We start from the raw sequence: 26,865 nt of genomic DNA, 5'->3' as shown, positions 1-26,865 counted from the left end.
GGCTTGGGTGATCGGTCAGGTCCCGACCGATCACCCAAGCCGCCTCCTACACCCCGTGCCCCTCAGCCGGGCGGAGCATCTGCGGGGAGGCGGCACCAGCCGACCCCGAGGTGGCCTGCCCCTCAGCCGGGCGGAGCGGCTAGTAGGCGTGCCGCCAAGCGCCCCTGTAGAGATCCGGATCGGAGATCACAGGCTGCCGGGGCGCCCACTTCCGGCGGCAGCGGGCCAGGATCTCGTCCGCCTTGTCGAACTCGTTCTTGGTGATGTTCCACGACCACCAGCGGTAATCGTGGGCGATCTCCGGTCCGGGGCCGTCCCCGATTATCTCGCCCTCCATCAGCCAGATCGCCCGTGAGCACATCTCCTCAATGGTCTGCGCCGCGTGGCTCACCAGGAACACCGTCCCCGCTGCCTGGCGGAGCTCAGTCATCTTCCGCTCACTGCGCTCCTTGAAGGCGGCGTCACCGGTGCTCAGTGCCTCGTCAATAAGCAGGATGTCTGGATTCGCGGCGGCGGCGATGGCGAAGCGGAGCCTGGAGGCCATACCTGACGAGTAGGTCTTCATCGGTCGGTAAATCGCCTTGCCAATTCCGGCAAGCTCTACGACCTCGGGCAGCACGTCCCGAGCCTGCTGCTTGGACAGGCCCATGGCCAGGCAGCCGAGCAGGACGTTCCGCTCACCAGGAAGGTCGGGTACTAGGGCCGCGTTAACCCCGAGCAGCACCGGAGTTGAGCGGGCTCTGACACTGCCGGCGCGGGGTGTCTCCAGCCCGGCGATGATGCGCAGCAGAGTGGACTTGCCCGAGCCGTTTCTGCCGAGGATGCCAATCGACTCACCGGCGCGGGCCACCAGCGAGACCCCCTTGAGCGCGTCGACATCCACCTTCGGTCGCTGACCGGTCACTCGCAGGAACACCCGCGTGGCAGGTGACAGCGCGCGCATGGCGCTGGCGTCACTGGAGGGGGAGCGGTAGCGGACCTGCACGTCGCGTACTACCACGGTGGGCTCTGCGGCAGCGGAGTCTTTCGTCGATTCAGCGTTCGACGGCATATGCGACCTCCTTCTCCCAGAAGAATACGAAGCCGAGAACCAGCGCTCCAAAGGTCCAGGTGATCAGCAGCGCCCAGGACCTCGTGTCAGGCATTGCGTCGTACAAGATGCAGTCCCGGTACATCGTGAGGATGAGGTAACCGGGGTTCACGTCCATGAACGCAAGCACGGTGGGGTGGTCTATGAACCGCTCGTAGGAAAAGAACACGCCTGATCCGTAGAACCAGAACTGGGTCAGGAACGGCCAGATATTGCGCATGTCTGGAAACAGCGTGGTGATGCGCGCCGCGAAAAAAGTCAGTCCCAGCGCGAGCATGAACTGTAATAGGAAGATCGGGATGATGAGTAGCCAGTGCAATGTGGGTAGGGCGTGGGGAGGCAGGACTGCCACTAAGAACAGCACCGACGCCAGGGGCGGCAACGTGTCGATCGCCGAGCGCAGCGTGTACGAGATCGGCAGCACTGCGCGGGGGAAGGAGAAGCCCCGAATCATGTTCCTGCCGTTCCTGACCACTTGGGCTCCTCCTGTTATTGAACGCTGGAGGGGCGGAAACAGCGTCACGCCGATGATCAGGTAGCCGACAAAGTTCTCGATGCCGCGGGAGGTCTGCAGCAGTAGACCGAATATCACGAAATAGACGAGTGCATCCAGCATAGGCTTGACGATCAGCCAGGCATTGCCGAGTAGCGTGCCGCGCTGGGAGCCAAGCGCCTTGGCCCGGGCATCCGCCCAAATGAAGTGCCGCCGCTGCCACAGCTGTGCGATGTACTTGCCCAGCGGCGGCCGCAGCCCGACCGGGTCCAGGGACTCCAGCTGGCGGTCGGAGACGACGTGGGAACTACGCATGTAGTAGTTCTCGTAAGCGCGATCGAGCCAGGTCATGGGCATCGGCTCCTGAGACTGTGTGCTCACCTCAACTCCTCATACATCGCGCGGTAGACCGTGCCGTTGCGACTCCACGTGGGTAGTCCGCAAGCTTCAGCACGAATCCTATTCTGGCCGGGCGCGGCAACACGATTCGAGTCCTCCGAGCGCCTGGCCGCCCCAGTGAGGGCAGTGGCGAGGGCCGCAGCATCCTCGGCGGGGAATACCTCGCCACCGCCCCGGGCAACAACCTCCCGCAAGGCCGGCAGGTCAGACACCAGCACCTCCCGGCCCAGTGCCATCGCGTTGAAAGGCTTGATCGGCGTCACCGACCTGCAGACAGGCGTGTCCCTCCGGGGCACGCAGAACGCATCCAGGGCCTGGTACCAGTTCAGGGACTCCTGCTGCGGCACCCTCCCCGGCAGCACGCAGACCTCGGGCCCCAGGCCGAGCTCCGCCGCCCGTGCCTCGAGCCCCGGCCGACTGACGCCGTCGCCCACCAGCAGGCAGCGCACATCGACCCCGCTCGCGCGGCACCGCGCCACCGCCTCGAGCAATACATCGAAGCCCTCATAGTCCACCAGGGAGGAGACGCTGCCAGCCCAGAAGCCCTCGCGAGGCAGCCCCAGCCGAGTGCGCGCCTCAGCCGCACCCACCGCGGGCACCTCCAGCACGGCGTCCTCCACCGCGTTAGGAACAATCCTGATGCGCTCCGCCGGCACCCCGCGCGCGACCAGGTCCTCAAGCTGTACCTGCGACAGGACCACTACCGCGTCCGCCGCCAGCGCCATCTCGGTCTCCTTGGCGCGCAACAGGCGGAACCGCTCTGAGCCCAGCGCCTGAGCCTGCTGGCTCACCGGGCGGGAGGCCACCCAGGTCTGCTCCAGCACACCGCGCATCTCATACACCCACGCCAGCCCGTACGACTCTGCCACGGCGCGCGTGACCAGCGCGTTCTGAAAGTTCGTGGTGGTGTGCAGCACGTGCGGGCGGAAGACCTCCACCTCCTGCGCCAGCAGACGCGCCATTTGCACCAGCCGCGCCGCCGGGGTCGGCGCCAGCCGGGACGGCAGCAGCCGCCGGTACTCGATCCCATCCACCACGTCCGTGCCGGCCGCGCCTACCAGCCCCACCGTCACCGGATAGCCGATCCGCGTAATCGCGCGCACCTCAATGCCCGCGGCGCGCTGGGCGCCAAGCACCGCGTGAGAGCGCACCGCATAGCCGGACTGGGTGTGCGGGAAGGAGTTCGTCAGTACATGTAGCACCCGGGTCGGTCCGCTCCGAGCCGGCTCCTCCCACCTGGGCGAGCGGGTTACCCGTGGGAGCGTGAAGCCCGGGCTCATCACCGCCAGTTGCGAGCGCAGCCGTGCGCGCCGCGCCCGCGCCTCGGGAACGCCGTCGAGCACAGCAACCGCGTCATGGAGCTGACCCCGGGACCAGTAGTCCCGGGAGCGCAGCGTTGGCGGCAGCTGGGCGGCGGCGTCGGGGTGAAGGCGGCCGAGCTGGACTGACAGCTCCGCCGCTAACCGCCTGCCCGCCGGTGAACGGGGTACCGCGGCAGCCAGCGCTCGCTCGGCCTGCGCGGGGCGGTCGGCAAGGAACTCGCCCAGGGCCAGGCGCAAGGACCCTGGCCTCGCGCCTGCGCCGACGGCTCGTGCCATGCGCCCGCGTGCCCCGGGGGGCAGGCGCCGGGCCGACTGCACCGCCAGCAGCAGCGGATCCTCGGCGAGAAGCCGACTAGTGGAGTCAATCAGCAAGCGTATATTGCGGATGCGCTGAGCCTCAGGCACCAGTTACCCCCTCCAGCAGTGACTCGTAACGGGACACCAGGTCCTCCTTGCGTGCGTGCTCATCCAGCCACAGCGAGCCGCTGGCGGGAGCCAGGCGGGAGCGGTCGGCCGCCAGCTCCGTCCACAGTGCCGCCAGCGCCTGCGGGTCTTGCGGGGCGACTATGTCCCCGGCTCCGGACTCGCGCACAATCGCTGCGGCCTCGCCCGCAACCGCGCCACTGATGTGCCGACCGGTGGCCAGGAGCTCGTACAGCTTGGACGGAACCGTCAGTGACATGGCAGGCCAGTCCTGCAAAGACACCAGCACCGTGTCCGCCCACGCGTACTGCTCGCCCACCCGCTCCACGGGAACCGGCTCCAGCACCTGCACCGGGGCGTCTAGACGCGTCGCCTCCGCGCGCACGGCTGCGGCTTGCGCGCCGTCGCCGACAATCCGCAGCATCACATGCGTGCCCCGCTGTGCTGCCAGGGCGGCGGCCCGCACCGCACTGTCCAGCCCCTGGGCCCGACCCACCGTGCCCAGGTACAGCACGCGCAGGGCACCATCCGCCCGAGAGCCCGGCACGGGCGGGAGCGCCGCGACCGGGGCTGCCGGCGCATTGCGGACCGTGACCACGTGCCCCAGGCCGCGCTCGCGCAGCGCTTGGGCGAAGGACTCGGTGGTGGTAACCACGGCGTCGGCCTGGCGCTCCAGATGGGTGATTGCCCCCGGTACGGTCCCGCGCGCCGCCGCCAGCGCCCGACGCCGCAGCCCGGGAGCGTCACCACCTGCCCAGCTGGAGGCGGAGTCAAGGATGTCCGGCCAGGCGTCGCGCAGCTCCGCCACTACCGGCCGGCGCAGCACGCGCCCCAGCATCAGGGCGGCCGGCAGGGTCGGTAGCCCCGGCACCGTGCCGACGACGACGTCGGGCCGCTGCGATCCGGTAAAGCGCCGCAGTCCCAGCTTCAGGGCGTCCGCCGCAGCCACCGCCTGGTCCGCGCCCCGGCCCCCCAGGCCGACGTCGTAGGGGCGGAAGGCGGTGCGGTGGATCATCGCCCCGGACGGGTCCCGGTGCACCGCGCCCGGGGCGTGGCGCGGGTCGGCGTCGAGCAGGCGCCCGGTGGGATAGTGCGGCGGCGGAGCCAGCACGGCCAGCTCGTGGCCGCGCCGGACCAGGCCGCGGGCCAGCCAGCCCCAACGCATCTGCGGGGCGCCCGTCTCCGGCGCCCAGTAGTGGGTGAGCAGCAGGATCCTCATCTTCCTCACCTCACCGGCCTCAGCGCGCGGAAGGGGTCGCCGGCCCCGACCGCTAGCGGCAGGTACAGGTAGGCGATCAGCACCGCGCCGATGAGCCCCCAGGCAAGCGCCGGCTGCCCCAGCACCAGGCCCAGCCAGGCCAGGGCCGAGCACAGCGCCGCCGTGGCCGCCACCAGCAGGGCCACGGCCCAGTGCGGCCAGCCGAATGTCACCAGGCGCTGGTAAACGTGCAGCTTGTGCGGCTCATACCACCGCTGCCCGGTGCGCACCCGCATCCCCAGGGTGAAGCCGGCATCGGTCACCAGCACCAGCAGCGGTGCCACCGAAGCACTTGCCGGAACCCCGGAGGCCAGGCAGATCGTGGCCGCGAAGGCCCAGGCGCCGCCCAGCGCGTAGGAGCCGGAGTCGCCCAGGAAGAGCCGCGCCCGCGGCGCGTTGAAGGGCAGGAATCCTGCTGCCGCCCCGGCCACCGCAATCATCACGACGCCGAGTCCCGGAACCGGGTGCGCCAGCGCCACCACCGTGAACCATAGGCCCGCCACCACCGCGTGCCCCGCAGCCAGGCCGTTTGCGCCGTCCATGAAGTTGGTGGCGTTGACCAGTCCCGCGGCGCACACGGCCACGGCCACGGCCACCCACGGGTTCGCCCCCACCAGGGCGGCGGCGGCCAGGCCCAGGAGCAGGCCCAGGACCAGCTGCAGGCACAGGCGCAACCGGGTGGAAAGAGAGAAGAGGTCCTCCGTCAGGCCCACGACCGCGAAGGCCACAATCGCCACCAGCCCCAGCGCCAGCACGCTGAAGCGGGTGTACGCGTGCGTCGTCGCGAGCCGGTGCCAGGCGATTACGATCGCCGGGCCCATTACCAGCAGCGCCCCTAGCACCACGGCCAGGCCGCCGCCGCGCGGTGTCGGCACCACGTGCAGCGAGCGATCCACCGGGACGTCGACCACCTGGGCGCGCCGCAGCACCGGGATCAGCGCCGCCGTCGCCAGCGCCGACGCCGCCGCGGCGGCCAGGAAGCCGAGGACCAGGGCAACTGTCATGCCCCGCTCTCCGCTTCCATCCACCGGCGTACCAGGGCACCGTGCTGGCCCCACTCGGCGCGTTCACGCAAGTCGGTGATCGCCGCGAGCTTCCCCATCGGGTAGGGCGGCACCGAGGTCTGCGAGATCAGCGGGTGATTCGGGCGCACGTCCTGCTCGCCCCGGCCGAACAGCTCCTCGGTGAGCTTCTCCCCGGGGCGCACCCGCGTGTAGGTGACTTGCGCGTCGGGGTAGCCCATCAGGGTGGCGAAGCGGCGCGCGATCTCCTCGATGTTGTGCGGCTTGCCCATGTCCAGGATCAGGACCTCGCCCGAGCGCCCAAGCACCCCTGCCTGCAGGACCAGCTGGCAGGCCTCGTCCACGCTCATGAAGAACCGCTCCATGCTCGGGTCCGTGATCGTCAGCGGTAGCCCGCGCTCCAGCTGGGAGGCGAAGGTCAGCAGCGCCGAGCCGCGTGAACCCAGTACGTTCCCGAATCGCACGGACATGAAGCGGCGCTCGGGAGCCAGCGTCCGCCCGATGGTTGCCGTCAGCCGCTCGGCCACCCGCTTGGAGTAGCCGAGCACGCACTGCGGGTCCGCGGCCTTGTCCGTGGAGATATTGATGAATCGCCGCACGTCATGACTGGCTGCCGCCAGCAGCAGGTCGCGGGTGGCCGCCACATTCGTCAGGAAGGCCTCCTCCGGGAAGCGCTCCGTGAGCGTGACGTGCTTCAGTGCGGCCGCGTGGAAGACGATGGTCGGCCGGTTCTCGTCGAACAGGGCGGGAATGAAGCCGGGGGTGCGCAGGTCTCCGAGGATCACGTCGGGGGAGTCGAGCATCGCCTGCCCGTCCAGGGACAGCTGTACCGCGTGCAGGGCGGAGTCGTCCCGGTCCACCATGATCAGTCGCTCCGGCTCGTAGCGGGCGATTGCGTGGCACAGCTGGGAGCCGATCGATCCGCCCGCACCCGTCACCAGGACGCGCTCGCCGGTCAGGTAGGCACCGATGGCGTCGACGTCGGTGTCGATCTCGCGGCGTCCGAGCAGGTCCGCGATCTGCGGGGGCCGGAAGACGTTGGTCGACTGGAGCTGGGAGGCGTCGGGGTGGTACGAGGGCGCGCGCTCGACCAGCTCCTCCATGGAGGGCATGATGCGGATCTCGAGTCCCAGGGACTGGGCCTTCTCCACAACCTCGTCGACTCGCTCCGGGCCTGCGGAGGGCACCGCCAGCAGTACCAGGTCGGCGCGCTTCTCCGCGGCTACCTGCCCGAGCGCCTCCCACGGCCCCAGCACCCGCACCCCGCTGATGCGCAGGTGCCGCTTGGAGGGGTCATCGTCCAGGATGGCAACCGGGGTGAAGACGCCCTCCTGGTCCTGCTGCATCAAGCTGATCGCCTGTACCCCGCCGTAGCCTGCCCCGAGCACGATGGTGCGCCGGCTGCGGTGCGCCTGCGGGCGGTGCCGCCAGGCGACTACGCGCTGGAAGAGCCAGCGCACCGCCATATGCAGGGTCAGCGCCACCGCCCCGGAGACCACCGCCGCCCCCAGCGGCAGCAGCAGGCCCTGGGACAGGATGGATGCGAGCATCAGCACCGCCGCAATCAGTACATCCGTGACCAGGATCTGCGGGATCTCATCCCCGGTGGCGAAGCGGGCGCGGCCGCGCAGGAACAGCAGCCAGGCCAGCAGCTGCAGCACTGCCGCGAGCAGGATGGCGATACCGGTCGCGATGCCGGTCGGCTCCCGGGAGCTGCCGTCAATGTTCAGGGACAGGACCAGCACAATCGCCAGCACCCACATGGCGCAGTCCAGGGCCGGGATGGTCCCGTGCGGCAGGTGCAGCCGCGAGCCGCCGATATCGGTGGTCGGCCAGGACTCGCGCGGGTCCGGTGTGGTGGGGAGGGCGGCTGCGCCGGGCTGCGGTCCGGATGCGGGGGCTTCCTGCCGGGCCCCCGCCGGGGAGGAGTTCAGGGAATTCACAGTGATACTGACCTCAGGTGATCGGTGGGACGTGACATGGCGGGACGGAAATCGGGCAGGCGCTCGCCCAGGCCCAGCAGCGCGGCGATCGCGGCCACCGCGCGCTGGGATGCGTGGCCATCGCCGTAAGGGTTGGCGGCGTGAGCCATCTGCTGATACAGGGTGGGGGAGTCCAGCAGGGCGGAGACCTCCGTTACCAGCCGGTCCTCCGCCGTGCCGATGAGGCGGACCGTGCCGGCTTCTACGCCCTCGGGACGCTCGGTGTTCTCGCGCATCACCAGTACGGGCTTGCCCAGGCTCGGCGCCTCCTCCTGCACGCCGCCGGAGTCGGTGAGCACGATCCGGGCGGCGTCCATGACGGTGGTGAACTCCCCGTAGGCCAGGGGCTCGGAGATGAGCACATTCGCCAGCTGCGCCACGTGCGGGATGACTGCCTCGCGCACAACCGGATTACGGTGCACCGGCAGCACGATCAGGTGCTCGGGGAAGCGGGCCGCCAGGCGTGCCAGCGCCCGTCCCACACCCTCCAGCGCCTCACCCCAGTTCTCCCGCCGGTGGGCCGTGACCAAGATGAGCGGACGCCCCTGCGCAATCGCCTCCCGCAGACGGGGGTCGGCGGGCTGAGTGCGCCGGGCGCGCGTGTGCAGCAGGGCGTCAATCACCGTGTTGCCGGTGACCGCGATGCCTTCCGGGTCCACGCCCTCGCGCAGCAGGTTAGCTCTTGAGCGCGGGGTAGGCGCCAGGTGTAGTGAGGCCAGCTGGGTGGTCACCCGCCGATTGGCCTCCTCGGGAAAGGGGGAGGAGAGGTTCCCCGAGCGCAGCCCCGCCTCTAGGTGCACCACTGGCACTCGTCGGTAGAAGGCCGCCAGCGCCGCGGCGGCGACGGAGGTCGTATCGCCCTGTACCAGGACCGCGTCCGGGCTTGCGGAGGCGAGGACAGGATCCAGCCGGGCGAGGATCTTGGCGCTGAGCGTGTTCAGGGTCTGGCCGGGTTCGAACACGTCGATGTCATAGTCCGGCGCCAGGCTGAAAATCTCGCTTACCTGGCCCAGCATCTCCCGGTGCTGCCCAGTGGACACGAGCGTGGGGCGCAGGTCCGCGTGGTCTCGCAGCCCCTGGATGACCGGCGCCAGCTTGATCGCCTCGGGGCGTGTGCCGTAAACGACCATGACGCTCTTCGGCACTGGCACTCCTAGTGGGAACTGTACTGCCAGAGACGGGGAGTCACTGACAAAGACGTTTCTCAGGATAGCGCGCGGTCTCACTTCGGCTACCCAGTATCCCGCCGAGCTGCCGGACCGTTACCTTTGTTGCCATACTCATGCCTGCCTGTGCCGCGGCGTCGGCCCGGAACTCTGCCCGGAACTCATCCCGGAACTCTGCCCGTGAGGCGGTCTGGGAGTCGGCTCAGTGCCGGCTCGCCGCCGCCTAGTGCCTGGCGGGGAGCTGCTCCGCAAAGCGGTTGATGCGCTCGGCCAGCCACGCGTAGGCGGCGTCCTGGTAGTGGAAGGGTGCCGGCCCCCAGACATGGTGCGTGCCGGCAAGCGTCAGCTCGTCCGGCAGGCGCAGCACGCGCACTCCCGTGGCCTCTGCTGCGGCCTCGTAGTAGCGCTGCGCGAACCAGTTTGCCTCCGCCGCGCCCACGCCCCAGGACGTCGGCGTGCTCTCCCCGTCCTCGTCCGCAATTGCCCACGCCGTTTGCAGCAGCAGCGTGCGGTCAGCCAGGCCCAGGTCCTCCAGCTCCGCGCGCCAGGCCGGCAGCGTCTCCCGCCAGCGCTCGAAGTGCTCGTCAGATCCGAACTCCAGCAGGCGCGCTCCCTCCAGCGAGTCGTACAGGCCCGCCGTGAGTCCCTCAGTGGTGCGGGTCAGCAGCTCGCCGCCGGGCAGCTCGAACACGCCCAGGCGCTCGTCCACGATGTCCCACAGCAGCACGTCCGTGCGCTCCGCCGCAGCCTGCAGGCGGGAGTGGCGGTCGCCGACCAGGTCCTCGGCGTGTACCCGCCTGACGAAGGCGGAGCTGAACCCGCTCAGGTCCAAGGTGCCCTCCGGCACGTGCGAACCCGCCGACAGCAACGACTGGCGTGCCACATAGGCCCCGACCCGCCAGCCTTGCCGACGCATCACCTCCACGGTGTCCCGACCCACGCATGAGCCGAACACGGAGACGGTACGCGCAGTCTGGGCGTCGCTCATCGGCTCCTCCGGCAGGTCAAAGGGCTGGTGGGAAAAGCGTAGACGCAACCGGCATCGGCCACGCGCACGCCACGGGTTGGAGCCGCCGGGTGAGCACCCTCTCAGGGAGCGGTTGCCGCGGGAGCAGACAAGCTGTCTGAATATGACAGACTCTCCGGTGAACAGCCACCGCGGAAGGGAACCCCACATGCCCGCAGGCACTTCCAGCGCCGTCGCCGCCTACGACACCACCCTGCGTGACGGCGCCCAGCAGCAGTCCGTCGCCTTCACCGTCGCCGACAAGCTCGCCGTCGCCCGGCTACTGGATGAGCTGGGCGTGGCCTACATCGAGGCCGGCTGGCCCGGCGCCATCCCCAAGGACACCGAGTTCTTCGCCCGTGCCCGCACTGAGCTGGAGCTGCGCACGGCCAGGCTGGTCGCCTTCGGCTCTACCTGCAAGGCGGGCATGGCCGCCGGGGAGGACCCACAGGTGCGTGCCCTGCTGGACTCCGGCGCACCCGTGGTGACTATCGTCGCCAAGTCCGATCCGGTGCACGTGGAGCGGGCCCTGCGAACCAGCCTGGCGGAGAACCTGCGCATGGTGCGCGACACGGTCGCCGTGCTGGTCGCCGCGGGCCGCGAGGTCATGGTTGACCTGGAGCACTTCTTCGACGGGCTCGATCACGCCGCCGTCCTCGCCGGCGAGGCGGCCGGTTCCGGCGAGGCCGGCCCAGCCGCTGCCGGCGGCGCCGGAGCTGCGGCCGGCACGGAACCGGCCGGTAGCGGACTGGACCTGCCCTACCCCCTCGCCGTTGCCGTGGCCGCCGCGCAGGCGGGAGCCGGCACCGTCATTCCCTGCGACACCAATGGTGGCACCCTGCCCGACGTCGTCGGCGAGCGCGTGGCCCGCCTGCGCGACGCCCTGGAGAAGGCCGGGCAGGGGGACTGCACTATCGGCATCCACACTCATGACGACGCCGGGGTCGCCGTCGCCGGGGCCCTAGCGGCCGTCCGCGCCGGGGCCCGGCAGGTGCAGGGATGCGTCAACGGGCTGGGGGAGCGCACCGGCAACGCGAACCTGCTCACCCTCATCGCCGACCTGGAGCTGAAGACCGACTTTACGGTGCTCCCCGGCGACGCCGCCGAGCGCGCCCAGCGCCTGGCCGAGCTGTCCGCCGTCGCCAGGCACGTGGGCGAGATCGTCAACCGGCCGCCGTCGAGCCGCCTGCCCTACGTGGGGGCGCGGGCCTTCGCGCACAAGGCCGGGCTGCACGCCTCCGCCATCCGGGTGGACCCGAACCTGTACCAGCACATCGACCCGGAGCGCGTGGGCAACACGATGACAATGCTCGTGTCCGAGATGGCCGGGCGCGCCTCCATTGAGCTCAAGGCCCGCGAGTTCGGCATCGACGCATCCGGCGACCACGAGCTGCTCACCCGGGTGACGGAGGCGGTCAAGGCGCGTGAGGCCGTCGGCTACACCTACGACGCCGCCGACGGCTCCTTCGAGCTGCTGCTGCGCGCCGCCCGCGGCGATCTTCCCGAGTACTTCCGCATCGAGTCCTGGCGCGCCTCCATCCAGGCCCGGCCCCTGCCCGGGCAGCGGCTGCTGTCCACCGAGGGTGACACCGTCACCGAGACCGAGGCCACCGTGCGCCTGTGGGCCGGCGGGCGGCGCTACGCCGTACTGGGGGAGGGCAACGGTCCCGTCAACGCCCTGGACCACGCGCTGTGCGCGGCGCTGGAGCAGGTCTATCCCGAGACCGCCGAGTTCGAGCTGACCGACTACAAGGTGCGCATCCTGGATACCGAGCGCGGCACCCGGTCGGTGGTGCGCGTGCTCATCGACATCACCGACGGGGAGCAGACCTGGTCCACGGTCGGCGTGGGCACGGACGTGGTGGAGGCCTCCTGGGAGGCGCTGATCGACGGGCACATCGTCGGCCTGCTGCGCCGCGGCGTAGAGCCCAGGTAGGCGGGCGCAGGAATCCGTCGGCTCGCGGGGTGGGTTGGGAGTCGGCCTGCGGGACGTCGGCCCGGCCTGCTGGGTGGGCTTACGTGCCGCAGGGTGGGCCAGACTGTCCGAATCGATTACAAACGTCATTCGCGCCCGTTCGGCGCGCTTCGTAAACCGCATGATTCCAACGGTCTGGGGTACGCCGCGCGTTGCGCCGGGCGCCTTTGTCATCAGTTTTGACAGGTTGCGGGCGCGGGCGGGGGCGCGCATGCGCCGACCCAGGCACGGCCCGAAAAAACCCCGGCACACGCTGGAATGCCGGGGAAATCGTGGGGTGGCTGACGGGGCTTGAACCCGCGACCTCCTGGACCACAACCAGGCGCTCTACCGACTGAGCTACAGCCACCATCGGGCGACGGCGTCGCACCGAGTCGGTACTTTATCGGCTAGCCCGTGCCGGCACCAATCCGGACTCCGTGTACTGCGTCACCCTCGCGGTAGGGGAGCGAGAGTGCGTGCCGACCCGGCCCGGGTGCAACCGCCGCGCCCCCGGCGGCCGAGCCCGGACGACGCCGTCGGCCGGGCGGAGACTCCAGGGGCCATCGGCGAAGGCGCCCTCGTCAGAGCAGCTGCGCCGTCGGGTGCTCCACGACCTGGGCTGCGGCCGCCTGGCACTCCTCGCTCGTGGGGCCCTCGCCCTTGGGGAACAGCACCTCGCGGTAGTAGCGAAGCTCGTCGATCGACTCCAGGATGTCTGCCAGCGCGCGGTGCCCGCCGTGCTTCTCCGGGGCGTGGAAGAAGGTGCGCGGGAACCAGCGCTTGGCGACCTCCTTGATGGAGGAGACGTCCACGATCCGGTAGTGCAGGTAGTCGATGAGCTCGGGCATGTCGCGGGCCAGGAAGGACTTGTCAGTGCCCACGGAGTTGCCGGCCAGCTGCGCGGTGCCCGCCTCCGGCACCAGGGACTTCACGTAATCCAGGACTGTGCGGCCGGCCTCCTGAAGCGTCAGCCCGTCCTTCAGCTCCTCCAGCAGGCCGGAACTCGTGTGCATCTCGCGCACGTAGTCGCCCATCTGCTCCAGGGCGGCCGCCGGGGGCTTGATCAGCACGTCGATGCCCTTGCCCAGCGGCTTGAGCTCGTAGTCGGTGACGATCACTGCCACCTCGATCAGCGCGTCCGCCTCAAGGTTCAGGCCCGTCATCTCGCAGTCGATCCAAACCAGGGGATCTGCGGTAGTTATCTGTCGACTCACGGTCGCCGAGTGTAGACCCGGTTCGAACGGCGGCTCGGGCGCTGATGTATCTTGTGGGCCATGGCAGCTCAGACCGTTACTGCGGAGATGTTGGACAAGTTGACCTATCAAGCGGAGCGCGAGCGAGGCGCCGCCAAACTATGGCAGGTGCTGGTCGTCATCTGGGCCCTCGTTACGGTGGTGCTGTCCCGTTCGGGCGTCATGACGGTGCCGCTGCTTGTGGTGGTCCTCGTCCTGACCGCCTGTCTCGTGGGCGGTTGGGTTGTACACCTGCGGCGCTTGAAGGAATTGGAACGCCAGTTGAATGACGCGATCGCTCAGGCGGAGGCCTACAGCGACTAGTGGCTCGCGGGACGGTGATCCCGCAGTGAACCCGAGGTGAACCGTGGCCTCGGCTCGACTGCGTCGTCGGCCTTTCCCAGGGCGCCCGATGAGTATGAGCGGGCCAGAAGAGTGCTGCGAGGCGGTCCAAGTGCGGGCGAGTGCTTGGACTCAGGCCCGGGCGTGGTTGACGCCGCCGACTGGGGCCATGCGCGCAGGCGGCGCGCCAGCCGCACCCCCCCAGCCGAGCCGCGCCACCGATCACGTCCTCAAACCGGAGGGACCAGTTTCCGGCGCGATATGGACTTATCCCGGTGCCCCCGCCCGGACTCGAACCGGGAACCTGCGGATTAGAAGGCCGATGCTCTATCCATTGAGCTACGGAGGCTCACCGGCACAGCGTACGTCACAGTGGGCAGAAGTTCCCACTTGGGGAGCAGCGGAAACTGTGCCCAACTGCCGGGCGGGGAAGGTATCGTTCCGGACAAGCTGGTGAACTATCGCCCCACGATCTCGGAAGGATCCAAGTGCCACCAACAGCGCTTGCCGTGCGCCTCACGAACGCTCCCGCCTACGAGCAGCCGCGCGTCTTCACGGCCGCTTTTACCGTCGGCAGGCGGCCCACCTGCGACGTAGTCGTCTCCACCTCCAATGTGGTCTCCGGCGAGCACCTGCGCGTGACGCCGACGGCGGAGGGCTGGGTGGTGGAATGCATCTCGCGGACTAACGGGATGCTGGTGGCCGGGCAGGACACCCGCCGTGCGCTGGTAGTCGGCCCTACCCGCGTGTACCTTGCCAACAGCTCCGGGCCTGGAATCGACTTCGTGCCGACGGCGGCAGCCGGCCCCGCCCCTGCCGCCGCGCCTGGGTCAGCTAGTCCCGCTCAGGGGCCGCGCCCGGCACCTGGGCCCGGGACCGACGTCGGCCCCGCCCCGGCTGCTCCGCCTGCCCCGGCTGCTCCGCCTGCCCCGGCTGCCCCGCCCGCCTACGGTCATCAAGCGCCCGCGCCCGCCGGCTATGGGGCATCCGCCGGCGCGGCCCCGACCGGCTACGGCAACTCCGCTGGATCTGCGCCGTCCGCGGCAACGGCCAGCGCCTCGTCTGCCATGACCATCACCGATCCCGCGGCCTCATCGGTAACCATCGCCGGCCCGCCGAGCCCGCCCCGCTCGGCCGCATCCGGAGGAACCGGCGGGTTCCCCGCCGGCCGACGTCGCACCATCGCCAAGGTGACCATCACCTCCTCCGGCACCATCGGCCGTGCCCCGGACGCCAGCCTGCGCCTGGATGACCCGCGGGTGTCGGGCCACCACGCGCGGGTGGACCTGACGCCGCAGGGGATTGTGGTGACGGACCTGCGCTCGACCAACGGGGTGTTCGTGGGTCAGCAGCGCGTGCAGAGCTATCGGGTGACGGAGCCGACCACCTTCGGCATGGGGTCCACCTTCGTGGTTATCAGCCCCGATGGCACCTGCGAGGTCCAGGTTGCCACCGCGGCCGGGGAACTGGTGGGCCGCGACCTTACCTTCTCGGTCAACGACGGCAAGCTGACCCTGCTCGACGGCGTCTCCTTCGCCCTGCCCGGCAATGAGCTGCTGGCGGTGGTGGGCCCCTCGGGTGCGGGCAAGTCCACGCTGCTCAAGGCCCTGACCGGTGAGCAGAAGGCGCAGCAGGGGCAGGTGCTGTTCGACGGGCTGGACGTGTATGAGCACTACCCGGTGATGCGCAACAAGATCGGCGTGGTGCCGCAGAACGACGTGGTCCATTCCGCGCTTACCGTGCGCCAGACCCTGGAGTACGCGGCTGAGCTGCGTTTTGCCAAGGACGTGTCCAAGGCTGAGCGGCGCGCCCGCATCAACGAGGTCCTGGAGGACCTGGACCTGTCTGAGCACGTGGACAAGAAGGTCAAGAAGCTCTCCGGAGGGCAGCGCAAGCGTGTTTCTACCGCTATCGAGCTGCTCACCCGCCCGTCCCTGCTGTTCCTGGACGAGCCCACCTCCGGCCTGGACCCGCAGCTGGACCGGGATGTGATGGAGCTGCTGGCGTCTTTGGCGCACGGCACCCGCCCCGGTGACAGCGGGCGCACCGTGGTGGTGGTTACTCACAACGAGAACCACATTGACCGGGCGGACAAGGTCCTTATCCTCGCTGCGGGTGGCACCCCCGTCTACTTCGGGGCGCCGCGGGAGGTGATTGCCTACTTCCGCACCCGGCTGGCCGAGTTCGGGCAGGCGGGCCGACTGGTGGTGACGCCGCCGCGCGGCGGTTTCGCGGACCCGGTGTCCATTGACGGTTTCGCCGACGTCTACGCCCTGATCCGTAACCACGCCGCAGAGCTGCGCGCCCACCTGGAGGCGACGGTTCCGTCTACTCGGCGCGGCGACGGCCGCAGGCTCAGCACGACCACGAGCGCCGATGAGCGGCAGGCCCCGCAGCAAAGCGCCCTGCGGCAGGTATCCACGCTGGTGCGCCGCCACCTGCGCATCATCGCCGCCGACCCCTCCTACCTGCTGTTCATGCTGGTCCTGCCGGTGATCATCGGCCTGCTCACCAAGGCCATCGCCGGCTCCAACGGCTTCGCCGTCCCCGACCTGCCCGAGCCGACGTCCGAGCAGCCGTGCGTCGTCTACTCCACGCAGGCGCTCGAGCTGCTGGTCATCCTCATTACCGGCGCGGCCTTCTCCGGGATGGCCGCCACCATCCGGGAGCTGGTGGGGGAGCGCGATGTCTACCTGCGGGAGAAGGCCGTGGGCCTGCGGGCGGGTTCGTACCTGGTGGCCAAGGCGCTAGTGCTGGCGCTGATCGTCACCGTGCAGACCGCGGTCATGGTCGGGATTGCGCTGGCGCTCAACAAGGCCCCCACCGACGCCGTCCTGCTGGGCTCCCCGGGCCTGGAGCTGGCGGTGTGCTGCTGGGCGATCGCCTTCGTCTCCGGTCTGCTGGGGCTGGCCGTGTCCGCCTTCGTGTCCTCCTCCGAGCAGGTTATGCCCGTGCTGGTGGTGACGATCATGGCGCAGCTGGTACTGGCGGGCGGTGTCATCCCCATTGCCGGCCGGGCGGTGTTCGAGCAGCTGGCCTGGTTCGTCCCCGCCCGCTGGGGCTACGCCATGGCCGCATCCACGGTCCAGATGAATGAGATCCTGCCCAACCGCGCCGAGGACATCTGGGAGCACAGCGTGTCCCAGTGGGCCACCGACTTCGGCCTGCTCTCGGCGATCGGCCTGGTCTGCTTCCTGGCCTGCTACATCGGCCTGGCCCGCCGGGACCGCCGCTGACCCCGCGCCCGCCCGGCGGCGGCGTCGTTCCTGCGGGGCGCAGGGCGGGTCGATACCGGCTGCGCCGCGCCTTCAGCCTAAGGTTGGATCATGGCCTCAACTGCTTCCCCGCTGCCCGCCGGAGAAGACGTCCCCGTCTCTGCGCTCAGCCGCGCACAGCTAATAGACGTCCTCACCGACACCGTGGGGGACCTGGAGAACCTTGACCTCAGCCTCAGCGCCACCGGTGTGGAGGACGCCAGGCGCCTGCGCTCCAGCCTCATTGCGCAGATCCGGGACCACGTACTGCCCCGGCTTGCCGACGCGGATATTCCGGCGATCGTCGTCGTCGGCGGGTCCACGGGTGCGGGCAAGTCCACCCTGGTCAACTCCGTGCTCGGCCGGGAGGTCTCCGACGCCGGGGTGCTGCGCCCCACTACCCGCACGCCGGTACTCGTGGTCAATCCCGAGGACAGCGCCGCGCTGGCAGAGCACCCGATCGCCGGGGTGTGCCGGACCGTAACTTCTGCCGCCGTCCCGGCCGGACTGGCTCTGGTGGACGCCTCCGACCTGGACTCCGTGCAGGAGAGCAACCGGGTCCTCGCCTCCCGGCTGCTGGAGGCCGCCGACCTGTGGCTGTTCATCACCACTGCCGCCCGCTACGGCGACCACACGCCCTGGGCGTCCCTGGAGGAAGCGGCCGGCCGGGAGACCCCGATCGGCGTCGTCCTGAACCGCGTGCCGACAACCGTCCTGTCGGAGGTGCGCCGCGACCTGGTCGAGCGCCTGGACGCGCTCGGCCTGGCCGAGTCCCCGTTCTTCGTGGTTCCCGACGCCGGCCCCCACGAGGGCCTGTTGCCGGAGGCCTCGATCGCTGAGCTGCGCGACTGGCTGGGCCTGCTGGCCGGGCGCCACCGGGCCGCTGGGCTCGTGCGCCGCACTGGCCGCGGGCTGTGGACCGGCCTGCGTGCCGACCTGATCACCCTCGCCGACGGCGTCGACGCCCAGGATGACGCCGCCACTCGCCTGGAGACGGCCTCCCAGAAGCTGCTGGAGGCCCCCGCCGCAGATCTGCGCGACGACGTCGAGCGCGGCACCTGTGGGCAGGGTGCCCCCACCACCCGCTGGGTCACCCTCGCCTCAACCGGTGGGCCGCTGGCCCCGCTGGCTCAGGGCGGCAAGCTGCGCTCTGGCTGGTTCGGCCGCACGGGCAGGGCGCGCGCTGCCGCCCTGGCCACGCTCGCCCAGGACGCCCGTGAGTCGGTCGCGGCCCGGCTGGAAGCGGCTCTCGTCTCCGTGCATGATGACGCCTCCCGCACCTGGGAGGCCGCCGGCGCCGGCTCGCGCAGCCGGGAATTGCTGCCTGACGTGCCCGACGCGGCCGCAGTAGTCGGCGCCTGGGCCGCGGCGCAGCAGGAGCACCTGGCGACTGTGCCCAAGGGGCTGACACCGCAGGGGGCCGGTGATCTGGTGGTCTCCGCCGCCGCCGGCATCGAGGGCTCGCGCGCCGCCGCCGAGCGACTGGGGCTGGGGCCGGCCATCAGCGAGGCCAGGCAGGCCCTGGCCCAGGCGCTGACAGGCGTGCTCAGCGCGGTTGTGCCGGCCGGTGCGGCCCGCGGCCTCGCCCCAGACCCTGCACTGGCCGCGGCCCTGCGGCTGCGTGCCGGCGAACTGACACCGTTTACCCGTCCGGGAGCCACCGCATGACCATGAACCAGAATGCCGCCCCTGCAGGGGGCCAAGTGCTTGATGCCGCCCACCTGGAGGCGCGCCTGGATCGTCTGCGCGGCGCGCTCGACGAGTGCCCGACGGAGATCCCCGCGTCGTTGTCGATTCCTGCCCGGGAGCACCTGGACGAGGTGGCCGAGCGGCTGGCCCTGGGCGTGGATCACACGGTGGTGGCGCTGTTCGGCGGCACCGGCTCCGGCAAGTCCTCACTGTTCAACGCGCTGACCAGCCTGCAGTTCGCCGATGTCGGCGCGCGCCGCCCCACCACGGCCCGCGCCACGGCCTGTACCTGGGGGGACGATGCCGAGGCCCTGCTGGACTTCCTTGAGGTTGCCGATGACCGGCGCATCCGCCGCGAGTCCCTCCTCGACGCCGCCGACCAGGACGCCTTCGCGGGACTCGTGCTGCTGGACGTGCCCGACTACGACTCGGTCAGCACCGAGCACGCCCTCCAGGTGGACCGGCTGGTGCCGCTGGCGGACATCCTGGTGTGGGTGGTTGACCCGCAGAAATACGCCGACGCCGTCCTGCACGAGGGCTACCTGCGGGGGCTGGGCGCGCGGCAGGAGGACATGCTGGTCCTGGTGAACCAGGTAGACACCCTGCCCGCGGGCGGCACTGAGGCGCTGCTGGAGGACGTGCGCGCGCTGCTGGCGGCCGACGGCCTGCATGACGTGCAGGTGCTCCCGGTATCCGCGGTGCGGGGCGACAACCTCGCGGCCGTGCACGAGTTGTTCCTGGAGCGGGTCTCACGGGAGTCCAATGCCGCCCGGACCGCGTCCGCGCAGCTGGATGCCATTGCCATGCGACTGCGTCCGGCGGTCGCCGCCAGGGCCGTGGCCACCCAGCCGGAGCTCGCCGACGCCGCCGTGACCACACTCGTGCACGCGTGCGGTGCCCAGGCGGTGGCGGACTCCGTGCGCACCGGCCTAGCCCGCACCTTCCCGCGCGCCCTGGCCCGTCCGGCTCCGCCCGCTAGGGACGCCGTAGCCTCCGTCCAGACCACTTGGCTGCGCCGCACCACCGAAGGGCTGCCCGGTGCCTGGTTGCGCAGCGTGGAGAACGCCGTCGCCACCCCCGAGACCTTGGCGGCTCAGACTGCTGAGGCGGTCGGCAGCGTGCAGTTGCCGCGTCACCGCACGCCCGTCATTGAGCTGGCCTGGTGGGGTGGGGCGCTCGCCGCACTCATCGGGGTGGTGTGGGCAGTGGTCTCCCTGGTGCATGGACAGGCCTTCGTGCCCGGCCTGCTGGCACCGCTGGCCGTTGCGGGTATCGGGTTGGTGGCTGCGGTTGGCGCGCTGCTGGCGCGCCGCTCCCGTGCCCGCCGGGAGGCTGAGGAGTATGCGCGGGCCGTGCGTGCCCGCCTGGTGTCCGTGGTATCCCGCGGTCTCACTCGCCCCGCCGACGGCGTGCTGGTGCGCCATCGGATGCTTCGCCAGGCCCTGGAACTGCCGCGGTAGCGCCGTACGGACTTTTCCTCCACACGAAAGCATTTGGAGGCTCCCGGCACGCAGGCGGACTGGTTACGGGGGCGTGGCCCGGGCTCGCCCTGTGCGCGCCTGCCGGTCCTTGGAACCAGTTGTGCAGGCAGCAGAGGGATGCGGCCGGACCGGAGCACCGGTGTCCACAGGTGAGGTTCGTGCAGGGGGTGCTGCCCCCGCATAAACAGGTCGGTGGCGGCCCGGACCTGGTGCGCGGCACTGTTGGAAACAGCCGGCGGCACGCCGGTCCCAGCCTGAGCCACGGCAAGTCACCGCAAAGGAGCATCCCATGAGCCGTCAACTAGATCTCGTTGTCCAAGGCGTCCTCGGCACCAACCCGGCCGTGACCCGAACCTCCGGAGGGCGCGCCTACTGCTACTTCCGCCTGGCCACCTCGCCGTCGTTCCGAACCGCCCAGGGCTGGCGGGACGGCCAGACCATCTGGTTCACCGCCAAGGCGTGGGGAGCGCTTGCTGAGAACCTCGGGCGTTCCCTGCACAAGGGCGACCCGGTGGTGCTGGTGGGGCGCTTCACCCAGGAGAACTGGTCCAAGGGATCGGAGGAGTTCTCCACCAACGTGCTGACCGTTTCTTGCGGCGGACACGACCTGACGCGCGGGGAGTCGCGCTTCATGCGGATCGTGCACCGCAGCGATACCGAAGACGACGGCGATGCGGCCACCTCGGAGGCGTCAACCACCACCTCCTCCGGCTCCGCCGGCTCGGCGCAGTCCGCCGGGTCCGCACCCAGCCCGGACGCTGCCGGGCTTCCAGCCCCCACGTCGGCGCCGTCGGCCGGGCTTCCAGCCCCCACGCCGGCGCCGTCGGCCGGGCTTCCCGAGCCTGCCCCGACGCCGGTCGCTGATCCGGTGATGCCGGGGCAGGCGGCGCCCCCACTCATGACGCCTGCATCCGAGCCGAATGCGCTCGACTACGTGCTCGCGGACGAGCAGGAGTGACGCCGACGGGGGAGCGGCCAGCGCGGGGCGGCGTAGTGCCCGCCCACCTGGCGCCGGTGGTGCTTGCCGGTGGGGAGGTATGCGCGCGCAGGAGGCGGCAGGCTATGCGATGACGTGAACGTCAAGATCCGCTGGATGGGCGACGCCGAACACCTCGATCAGCACTCGTGCCGCCATCGCCGTCGCCTCTTGCGCCTTTGAGGCCGGCAAGCGATAACCCAAGAACTCGGGCTCCTGCTCCCAGCCCAGGGCTACGAGCGCCTCCAGGGCGGCCTCAGTCAGCACGGCGCGCCCGTGCTGGTCGAGCAGCGTCACCCCCAGGGAAACCTCGCCAGACGTCCCGAAGGCCTTAAGGCAGGGCGGCTCCGGTGAGGGCGCCGGCCGGCGGCGGACGCGCAGGGCACGCAGGAAGCGGGAGTCGGCGGGAATACGCGCGGCAGTCTGCGCACTGACAATCGGCGCGCTGACGGTGAGCTCCACGACGATCGCGTCGGCAATGCCGCACTGAAGCAGCACGTGGGCGAGCGACGGGATGAGGCGGTCCCAGGAGCCGACGTCCAAGCTGCTGGCCAGTTCGTCAGCTGGTCGGGCGAACGTGTGCGTGGGGTGCGCGGGGAGACCTGCGCCGGTGGGACCCGTTGTAGACATACCTGGAACGGTAGCCGCCAAGCGGGCGTCGCCACACCACGAGTCGGCGTGTCCTGGCGTGTCACCACCGGGATTTCAAGGCCCACTGGTTACCGTGGCTTGCAGTCCCGGCGTGCCTGCGTCGGCCACGAGCAGGAAGCAGCTTCCCCATGATCCGATTCGACAACGTCTCCAAGGTATACAAGCGCGGCGCCCGGCCCGCGCTTGACGACGTAACCATAGAGATCGAGCGCGAGGAGTTCGTGTTCTTGGTGGGCGCATCGGGCTCCGGCAAGTCCACCTTCCTACGGTTGACTCTGCGTGAGGAGCGGCCCACCTCCGGGCGTATTCACGTGCTCGGACGCGATCTGTCACAGATCTCCAGCTGGAAGGTCCCCAAGCTGCGCCAGGAGATGGGATTCGTCTTCCAGGACTTCCGCCTGCTGGAGAACAAGACTGTGTTTGAGAACGTCGCCATCGCCTCGCAGGTGATCGGCAAGCCCCGCCACTACATTCTCTCGGCCGTGCCCGAGGCGCTTGAGCTGGTGGGGCTATCCGGGAAGGACAAGCGGCTGCCGCATGAGCTGTCCGGCGGTGAGCAGCAGCGCGTGGCCATTGCGCGCGCGATGGTCAACCGGCCCAAGCTGCTTATGGCCGATGAGCCCACCGGAAACCTTGACCCGTCTACCTCTGTTGGCATTATGCGTCTGCTGGACCGCATCAACCGCCAGGGCACTACCGTGGTCATGGCCACCCACGACGACGAGATCGTCGACCAGATGCGCAAGCGCGTCATCGAGCTCAAGGCGGGCGAGGTGGTGCGCGACCAGGCTCGCGGCGTGTATGGGTCAGACCGTTGAGGCCGGCCCCGCCGGCAGTGGGTGCTGCGAGGGCTGCGAATCCCGTAAAACCCGTGAATGAGGTACTGAGGTAAACGCATGCGATTCCGTTTCATCGTCTCTGAGACCTTCAAGGGGCTCAGCCGCAACCTGGTGATGACCGTCTCGGTGATCCTGGTGTCCTTTGTGTCATTGCTGTTCGTCGGGGCCTCGGTGCTGCTGCAGAACCAGATCTCCGTGATGAAGGGCGACTGGTATGACAAGGTTGAGGTCAGCGTCTACATGTGCCCGCCGTCCTCGAATGCGGCGGCATGCGCCGACGGCGAGGCCACACAGGAGCAGATCGACGCCGTTGAGGAACTGATCAAGTCGGACACGCTCGCCCCCTACATCGAGGCCTACTCGATCGAGTCGAAGGCGGACGCATACGAGCGGTTCATGGAGGCCTACGGGGAGTCTCGCATCGGCCGCAACGCAACCGAGGACATGATGCCGGTGTCCTTCCGGATCAAGCTAGTGGAACCGGAGAAGTACCGGGTGGTCGCCGAGCAGTTCACCGGACGTGCCGGGGTCGAGCGCGTCATCGACCAGAGCGAGACCCTCGACCCCCTGTTCGTGCTGATGAATCGAGTCTCCTGGATCACCGGCGGGCTGGCGGCGATTCTGGCGCTGACGGCGGTACTGCTGATATCCACCACAATTCGACTGTCCGCCATGAGCCGCTCCAAGGAGACCGGCATTATGCGGCTAGTCGGCGCCTCGAACCTGTTCATCCAGCTGCCCTTCATGCTCGAGGGCGCCATTGCCGCACTGATCGGTGCGATCGGCGCGGTGGCCGCGCTGTGGGCGGGGGCCCGCTACATCGTCACGGACTGGTTGGCAACCTCGCTTAAATTCACCGCCTTTATCGGCACCGGCGACGTGGTACGCCTGGCCCCCTGGCTGCTGCTGGCCGCCGTCGTCCTGGCCCTGGCCTCATCCGCCTTCTCACTGTCCAAGTACACAAGGGTCTGATCGCCATGTTCTCAGTCCGCTCGTCCCTTCAAGCGCGCCGCGCCCGCCGTCGTCTCGGGCGGCGGGCCCGCCGCGCCGTCGCAGGCGCCGTCGCCCTGGTCCTGGCAGCTGCACCCGCGTACGTCGGCGCGCAGGCCGACGAGCGCCAGGACGCCGTCGACGACCAGGCCGCCGCGCAGCGCAAGCAGGCCGAGCTGGCCGCATCCCTGGAGGGCGTGTCCGCGGAGCTGGGGCAGGCCTACATCGAGCTGCAGAACGCCCAGGCGTCCCTGAGCACCGCACAGACCGAGCTCGATAACGCTGAAATCGTGCTGGCGCAGAAGGAACGCGAGCAGCAGACCGCCGCGGACCGCCTGGCCGTGGCCGAGTCCGAGCTGGCGACCCTGCGCGAACAGGCGGAGCAGACGCAGACGACTGTCGACGAGAACACCACATCGGTAGCCGACCTGGTAGTAGCCACCTATCAGGGTGACAGCGCCGTGACCTCCTGGACCTACGTGCTCGCCTCCGACTCCGTCGACGAGCTCACCGACCGTGCCTCCACCATGGAGATCGCCACCGGCGTGCAGGAATCCGTCCTGGCTGCCGCCGAGGAGGAGCGCGCGCAGGCCGCCAACCGCCAGGCCCGCCAGAACGCGACCACCGAGCGCGTCGCTACGCTGAAGACTGAGGCAGATGCCGCCAAGGCAGCCGCGCAGACCGCCAAGGACACCGCCAAGACCAAGCGTGACCAGGTGGCCGCGCTGAAGGCCGAGAAGGAGACGGCCGCGTCCAATCTGGAGACGCAGAAGGCCGGCCTGGAGAAGCAGCAGGCCCAGGCGGCAGCCGATGAGCAGGCCGCTGCCACCAAGATCGCGGAGCTGGACGCGGCCAACAGGTCTTCCGCCGGCTACACCGGATCGGCGTCGGGCTCGGGGGCCTCGTCCTCACTGGGCAGCGGCGCTATCGGGCACCCCATCGCCGGGCCCCTCATTGTTGCCTCGCCCTTCGGCTACCGCGTCCACCCAATCACGGGGCAGAGGAGGCTGCACGCCGGAGTCGACCTCGTGGCCTCATCCGGCACCCCCCAGTATGCGGGTGTGGCCGGAACCGTCACCTACAACATCAACAGCTCGTGCGGTAATGGCGTCTTCATCAACGGAGGCGTGATCAATGGGCAGTCCGTGGTGCTGGCCTACTGCCACCTGTCTGCGATCTCCGTGCCCAATGGTGCCACCGTCACCCGGGGGCAGACGATCGGTCTCACGGGCATGACCGGGGGAGCCACGGGGCCCCACGTCCACTTCGAGGTGATTATCAACGGTACGGAGATCGACCCCATGACCCTGCCCGGGTTCTGAGGGGTGGACCCGGCGCCGCCTTGGGCGTCAGCTGCGGCGGCACGGGGTTGTGCTGACCGCTCCGGGTGCGGCGCTCGGGCCTGCGGCTGGGCGTCTTGGCGACCGGAGCGGTCGGCAGTAGGATTCGGCGCCGTAGTGTGACGGACCGGGACGAGGGAAGGAGACTCCGGTGGCCAAGAAGACCGAGGGGACCAAGAAGCTCACCCCGGCCGAGCGCGCCAAGGCGGCAGCCGCCGCACACAAGACCATCGCCCGCAATCGCAGGGCGACGCACGACTACTTCATCGAGGACCGCTACGAGGCCGGCCTCGCCCTGACCGGCACCGAGGTAAAGGCCCTGCGCATGGGGCGGGCCTCCCTGACCGAGGCGTGGATCGAGATCGACCGCAACGGCGAGGCCTGGCTGCAGGGCGCCCACATCCCCGAGTACCTGCAGGGCACTTGGAACAACCACTCCCCGCGTCGCAAGCGCAAGCTGCTGCTGCACCGCTCCGAGCTGGACAAGCTCGCCCAGCGGGTGCAGGCCAAGGGCTACACCATCGTGCCGCTGGAGCTTTACTTCATCGATGGCCGCGTCAAGCTGGAGCTCGCCCTGGCTCGCGGTAAGCAGGACTGGGACAAGCGCCAGGCCCTGCGGGAGGCACAGGACAAGCGCGAGGCGGCGCGCGCCATGGCTTCCGCCAACCGGCGTCGCGGCTGACACGGGTGTCCCGGTAAGCCTTCCTCTGAGGGGCGTGACGGCGCCCGCCGACGAGCGAGCGCCGTCGCCCAGACCGCCAAGCCCGGACGACGGGCGGGCTGCGACGACCAGCGGGGCGGCTCGCCCTACCAGCGGTCGTGCACGTGGGTGCGGATGCGCCGGTCGTACAGGTCCGCCAGGGCGGCGTGCAGCTGGTCGCTCAACGGTTCCAGCGCGGCGGCCGCGGCGTTGGCGCGGGCCTGCTCGGCGCTGCGCGCGCCGGGGATCACCGTGGTCACGCCCGGCTGGTCCAGGATCCAGCGCAGTGCCACCTGGGCGGGCGTGGCGCCGGCCGGGCCGAGCTCGCGGCACAGGGAGGTGAATTCCTGGGCGGCCTTGACGCCGACGTCGAAGGGCACCCCGGAGAAGGTCTCGCCGATGTCGAAGGCGGAGCCGTCGCGGTTGTAGTTGCGGTGGTCGGAGGCAGGGAAGGTGGTGTCCTCGCGGTACCGGCCGGATAGCAGCCCGGAGGCCAGCGGCACGCGGGCGATGATTGCGGTGCTGGTGGCCTGCGCCGTCGGCAGCACCTGCTCCAGCGGCTTGCGGCGGAAGACGTTGAGGATGATCTGCACGCTGGCGCAGCCGGGGCGGCGCATGGCCTCCAGGGCCTGGGCGCAGGTCTCCACACTGACCCCGTAGGCGCGGATGCGGCCTGCGCCCACCATCTCCTCCAGCCAGTCCCAGGTGTGCTCGGCGGAGATGACTTCACTGGGCGGGCAGTGCAACTGCACCAGGTCCAGGGTGTCCACGCCCAGGTTCTGCCGGGAGCGGTCGTTCCAGGCCAGGAAGGCGTCGCGCGTGTAGTTCTCGGGGAGCTGCTCCACGCGCCGACCCATCTTGGTGGCTACGGTGAGTCCGGCCTCGGGGTGGGCGGCGGTGAATGCGCCGACTAACTGCTCGGAGCGCCCGTCGCCGTAGACGTCGGCGGTGTCGATGAAGGTGACGCCTGCGTCGAGCGCCGCCTGCAGGGTGGCGGTGGCGTCCTCGGCGGTGACCTCGCCCCAGTCGGTGCCGAGCTGCCAGGTGCCGATGCCGACGGTGGAGATGTCGCGGTTCAGAGCGGGGAGTGGGCGTGTCTCCATGGTGCTTGCCTCCTGCGGTGGTGGGCTGGTGCCGCCAGCCTAGCGGTCCTAGTGACTCGGCGAAACAAAAAGTAGTGGTGAAGGTCTCGTATCCGCTGCGGCGGGCGCTGGTACCCTTGAGTTGCTGAGGTTTCAGCGTGTTCCCGTGCC

General features: G+C 69.9%; 21 protein-coding genes and 2 tRNA genes. 10 read left to right on the top strand and 13 right to left on the bottom strand.

All coding sequences use genetic code 11. The features are described 5' to 3' along the window. Positions 1 to 139: 139 nt before the first annotated feature. From GZ997_RS10355 to GZ997_RS10320, 8 genes are all read right to left on the bottom strand, one after another. Positions 140 to 1,051, bottom strand: a complete 912-nt coding sequence (locus tag GZ997_RS10355; protein WP_161924523.1) for an ABC transporter ATP-binding protein — start codon at positions 1,049 to 1,051, stop codon at positions 140 to 142. Next, positions 1,035 to 1,934 (bottom strand): ABC transporter permease, encoded by a 900-nt coding sequence (locus tag GZ997_RS10350; protein ID WP_237564109.1) that lies wholly within the window; start codon positions 1,932 to 1,934, stop codon positions 1,035 to 1,037. Before GZ997_RS10350 ends, GZ997_RS10355 begins: the two co-directional genes overlap by 17 nt. 26 nt (positions 1,935 to 1,960) lie before the next feature. Beyond that, entirely contained in the window at positions 1,961 to 3,676 is a 1,716-nt protein-coding gene (locus tag GZ997_RS10345; RefSeq protein WP_238994404.1) for a glycosyltransferase, read from the bottom strand. Positions 3,677 to 3,701: 25 nt separating this feature from the next. Then, the gene (locus GZ997_RS10340; RefSeq protein WP_162679830.1) at positions 3,702 to 4,946 is read right to left on the bottom strand and encodes a glycosyltransferase family 4 protein; all 1,245 of its coding nucleotides are present in this window, start codon (positions 4,944 to 4,946) and stop codon (positions 3,702 to 3,704) included. Between the two features lie 5 nt (positions 4,947 to 4,951). After that, positions 4,952 to 5,989 (bottom strand): glycosyl transferase family 4, encoded by a 1,038-nt coding sequence (locus GZ997_RS10335; protein WP_161924522.1) that lies wholly within the window; start codon positions 5,987 to 5,989, stop codon positions 4,952 to 4,954. Continuing rightward, entirely contained in the window at positions 5,986 to 7,950 is a 1,965-nt protein-coding gene (locus GZ997_RS10330; RefSeq protein ID WP_237564105.1) for a polysaccharide biosynthesis protein, read from the bottom strand. Before GZ997_RS10330 ends, GZ997_RS10335 begins: the two co-directional genes overlap by 4 nt. Continuing rightward, on the bottom strand, positions 7,947 to 9,119 hold the full coding sequence (wecB, locus tag GZ997_RS10325) for a UDP-N-acetylglucosamine 2-epimerase (non-hydrolyzing) (protein WP_161925401.1): 1,173 nt from the start codon (positions 9,117 to 9,119) through the stop codon (positions 7,947 to 7,949). The genes GZ997_RS10330 and wecB overlap by 4 nt, the downstream gene beginning before the upstream one ends. Before the next feature lie 259 nt (positions 9,120 to 9,378). Beyond that, the gene (locus GZ997_RS10320; RefSeq protein WP_161924521.1) at positions 9,379 to 10,143 is read right to left on the bottom strand and encodes a DUF6270 domain-containing protein; all 765 of its coding nucleotides are present in this window, start codon (positions 10,141 to 10,143) and stop codon (positions 9,379 to 9,381) included. Between the two features lie 187 nt (positions 10,144 to 10,330). Between GZ997_RS10320 and GZ997_RS10315 the strand changes: the two genes are divergently transcribed. Further along, entirely contained in the window at positions 10,331 to 12,097 is a 1,767-nt protein-coding gene (locus tag GZ997_RS10315; RefSeq protein ID WP_162679829.1) for an alpha-isopropylmalate synthase regulatory domain-containing protein, read from the top strand. A gap of 312 nt (positions 12,098 to 12,409) precedes the next feature. Here GZ997_RS10315 and GZ997_RS10310 read toward each other — a convergent pair. Then, positions 12,410 to 12,485: transfer RNA gene (locus tag GZ997_RS10310), tRNA-His, on the bottom strand. 214 nt (positions 12,486 to 12,699) lie between these two features. Then, the gene (gene orn, locus GZ997_RS10305; protein ID WP_162679835.1) at positions 12,700 to 13,320 is read right to left on the bottom strand and encodes an oligoribonuclease; all 621 of its coding nucleotides are present in this window, start codon (positions 13,318 to 13,320) and stop codon (positions 12,700 to 12,702) included. 72 nt (positions 13,321 to 13,392) lie between these two features. Here orn and GZ997_RS10300 point away from each other — a divergent pair, with 72 nt between their 5' ends. Further along, a complete protein-coding gene (locus GZ997_RS10300) occupies positions 13,393 to 13,674 on the top strand; it encodes a hypothetical protein (RefSeq protein ID WP_162679828.1) in 282 nt (93 codons plus the stop codon). Between the two features lie 294 nt (positions 13,675 to 13,968). Here the strand turns inward: GZ997_RS10300 and GZ997_RS10295 are convergent. Continuing rightward, positions 13,969 to 14,041 (bottom strand) — tRNA-Arg (locus GZ997_RS10295). Between the two features lie 139 nt (positions 14,042 to 14,180). Between GZ997_RS10295 and GZ997_RS10290 the strand changes: the two genes are divergently transcribed. The 4 genes from GZ997_RS10290 to ssb all read left to right on the top strand — a co-directional run bounded on the left by GZ997_RS10290 (position 14,181) and on the right by ssb (position 21,074). Further along, entirely contained in the window at positions 14,181 to 16,928 is a 2,748-nt protein-coding gene (locus GZ997_RS10290) for an ATP-binding cassette domain-containing protein (protein ID WP_162679827.1), read from the top strand. Positions 16,929 to 17,018: 90 nt separating this feature from the next. Then, a complete protein-coding gene (locus tag GZ997_RS10285; RefSeq protein WP_162679826.1) occupies positions 17,019 to 18,614 on the top strand; it encodes a GTPase domain-containing protein in 1,596 nt (531 codons plus the stop codon). Further along, entirely contained in the window at positions 18,611 to 20,095 is a 1,485-nt protein-coding gene (locus tag GZ997_RS10280) for a GTPase (protein ID WP_238994403.1), read from the top strand. The genes GZ997_RS10285 and GZ997_RS10280 overlap by 4 nt, the downstream gene beginning before the upstream one ends. Before the next feature lie 310 nt (positions 20,096 to 20,405). Then, positions 20,406 to 21,074, top strand: a complete 669-nt coding sequence (gene ssb, locus GZ997_RS10275) for a single-stranded DNA-binding protein (RefSeq protein ID WP_162679825.1) — start codon at positions 20,406 to 20,408, stop codon at positions 21,072 to 21,074. Positions 21,075 to 21,176: 102 nt separating this feature from the next. Here the strand turns inward: ssb and GZ997_RS10270 are convergent, their stop codons facing one another. Further along, positions 21,177 to 21,722 (bottom strand): hypothetical protein, encoded by a 546-nt coding sequence (locus tag GZ997_RS10270; protein ID WP_162679824.1) that lies wholly within the window; start codon positions 21,720 to 21,722, stop codon positions 21,177 to 21,179. A gap of 149 nt (positions 21,723 to 21,871) precedes the next feature. On the opposite strand from GZ997_RS10270, the gene ftsE reads away from it, so the two are divergent. From ftsE to smpB, 4 genes are all read left to right on the top strand, one after another. Continuing rightward, positions 21,872 to 22,561, top strand: coding sequence for a cell division ATP-binding protein FtsE (ftsE, locus tag GZ997_RS10265; protein ID WP_161924514.1), 690 nt, complete (start codon positions 21,872 to 21,874; stop codon positions 22,559 to 22,561). Between the two features lie 78 nt (positions 22,562 to 22,639). Further along, positions 22,640 to 23,554, top strand: a complete 915-nt coding sequence (gene ftsX / locus GZ997_RS10260) for a permease-like cell division protein FtsX (protein WP_162679823.1) — start codon at positions 22,640 to 22,642, stop codon at positions 23,552 to 23,554. Between the two features lie 5 nt (positions 23,555 to 23,559). After that, positions 23,560 to 24,894: a M23 family metallopeptidase gene (locus GZ997_RS10255; protein ID WP_162679822.1), complete on the top strand. Its 1,335-nt coding sequence runs from the start codon at positions 23,560 to 23,562 to the stop codon at positions 24,892 to 24,894. Positions 24,895 to 25,063: 169 nt separating this feature from the next. Next, positions 25,064 to 25,594: an SsrA-binding protein SmpB gene (smpB, locus tag GZ997_RS10250; RefSeq protein ID WP_161924513.1), complete on the top strand. Its 531-nt coding sequence runs from the start codon at positions 25,064 to 25,066 to the stop codon at positions 25,592 to 25,594. A gap of 125 nt (positions 25,595 to 25,719) precedes the next feature. Here smpB and GZ997_RS10245 read toward each other — a convergent pair whose 3' ends face one another. Beyond that, on the bottom strand, positions 25,720 to 26,715 hold the full coding sequence (locus GZ997_RS10245; RefSeq protein WP_162679821.1) for an aldo/keto reductase: 996 nt from the start codon (positions 26,713 to 26,715) through the stop codon (positions 25,720 to 25,722). Positions 26,716 to 26,865: the final 150 nt, after the last annotated feature.

This window comes from Actinomyces sp. 565 (genome assembly GCF_010365615.1).
GTDB lineage: Bacteria > Actinomycetota > Actinomycetes > Actinomycetales > Actinomycetaceae > Actinomyces.
This window is presented reverse-complemented; position numbering and strand designations above follow the sequence as displayed.

What these genes read in the sequence shown, in the direction of transcription:
- wecB (WP_161925401.1), bottom strand. Translation starts at nt 9,119, where the DNA reads ATGGTCGTTTACGGCACACGCCCCGAGGCGATCAAGCTGGCGCCGGTC.
- GZ997_RS10350 (WP_237564109.1), bottom strand. Translation starts at nt 1,934, where the DNA reads ATGACCTGGCTCGATCGCGCTTACGAGAACTACTACATGCGTAGTTCC.
- GZ997_RS10340 (WP_162679830.1), bottom strand. Translation starts at nt 4,946, where the DNA reads ATGAGGATCCTGCTGCTCACCCACTACTGGGCGCCGGAGACGGGCGCC.
- GZ997_RS10315 (WP_162679829.1), top strand. Translation starts at nt 10,331, where the DNA reads ATGCCCGCAGGCACTTCCAGCGCCGTCGCCGCCTACGACACCACCCTG.
- GZ997_RS10335 (WP_161924522.1), bottom strand. Translation starts at nt 5,989, where the DNA reads ATGACAGTTGCCCTGGTCCTCGGCTTCCTGGCCGCCGCGGCGGCGTCG.
- ftsE (WP_161924514.1), top strand. Translation starts at nt 21,872, where the DNA reads ATGATCCGATTCGACAACGTCTCCAAGGTATACAAGCGCGGCGCCCGG.
- GZ997_RS10245 (WP_162679821.1), bottom strand. Translation starts at nt 26,715, where the DNA reads ATGGAGACACGCCCACTCCCCGCTCTGAACCGCGACATCTCCACCGTC.
- ftsX (WP_162679823.1), top strand. Translation starts at nt 22,640, where the DNA reads ATGCGATTCCGTTTCATCGTCTCTGAGACCTTCAAGGGGCTCAGCCGC.
- GZ997_RS10320 (WP_161924521.1), bottom strand. Translation starts at nt 10,143, where the DNA reads ATGAGCGACGCCCAGACTGCGCGTACCGTCTCCGTGTTCGGCTCATGC.
- GZ997_RS10355 (WP_161924523.1), bottom strand. Translation starts at nt 1,051, where the DNA reads ATGCCGTCGAACGCTGAATCGACGAAAGACTCCGCTGCCGCAGAGCCC.
- GZ997_RS10285 (WP_162679826.1), top strand. Translation starts at nt 17,019, where the DNA reads ATGGCCTCAACTGCTTCCCCGCTGCCCGCCGGAGAAGACGTCCCCGTC.
- GZ997_RS10270 (WP_162679824.1), bottom strand. Translation starts at nt 21,722, where the DNA reads ATGTCTACAACGGGTCCCACCGGCGCAGGTCTCCCCGCGCACCCCACG.
- ssb (WP_162679825.1), top strand. Translation starts at nt 20,406, where the DNA reads ATGAGCCGTCAACTAGATCTCGTTGTCCAAGGCGTCCTCGGCACCAAC.
- GZ997_RS10280 (WP_238994403.1), top strand. Translation starts at nt 18,611, where the DNA reads ATGACCATGAACCAGAATGCCGCCCCTGCAGGGGGCCAAGTGCTTGAT.
- GZ997_RS10255 (WP_162679822.1), top strand. Translation starts at nt 23,560, where the DNA reads ATGTTCTCAGTCCGCTCGTCCCTTCAAGCGCGCCGCGCCCGCCGTCGT.
- GZ997_RS10300 (WP_162679828.1), top strand. Translation starts at nt 13,393, where the DNA reads ATGGCAGCTCAGACCGTTACTGCGGAGATGTTGGACAAGTTGACCTAT.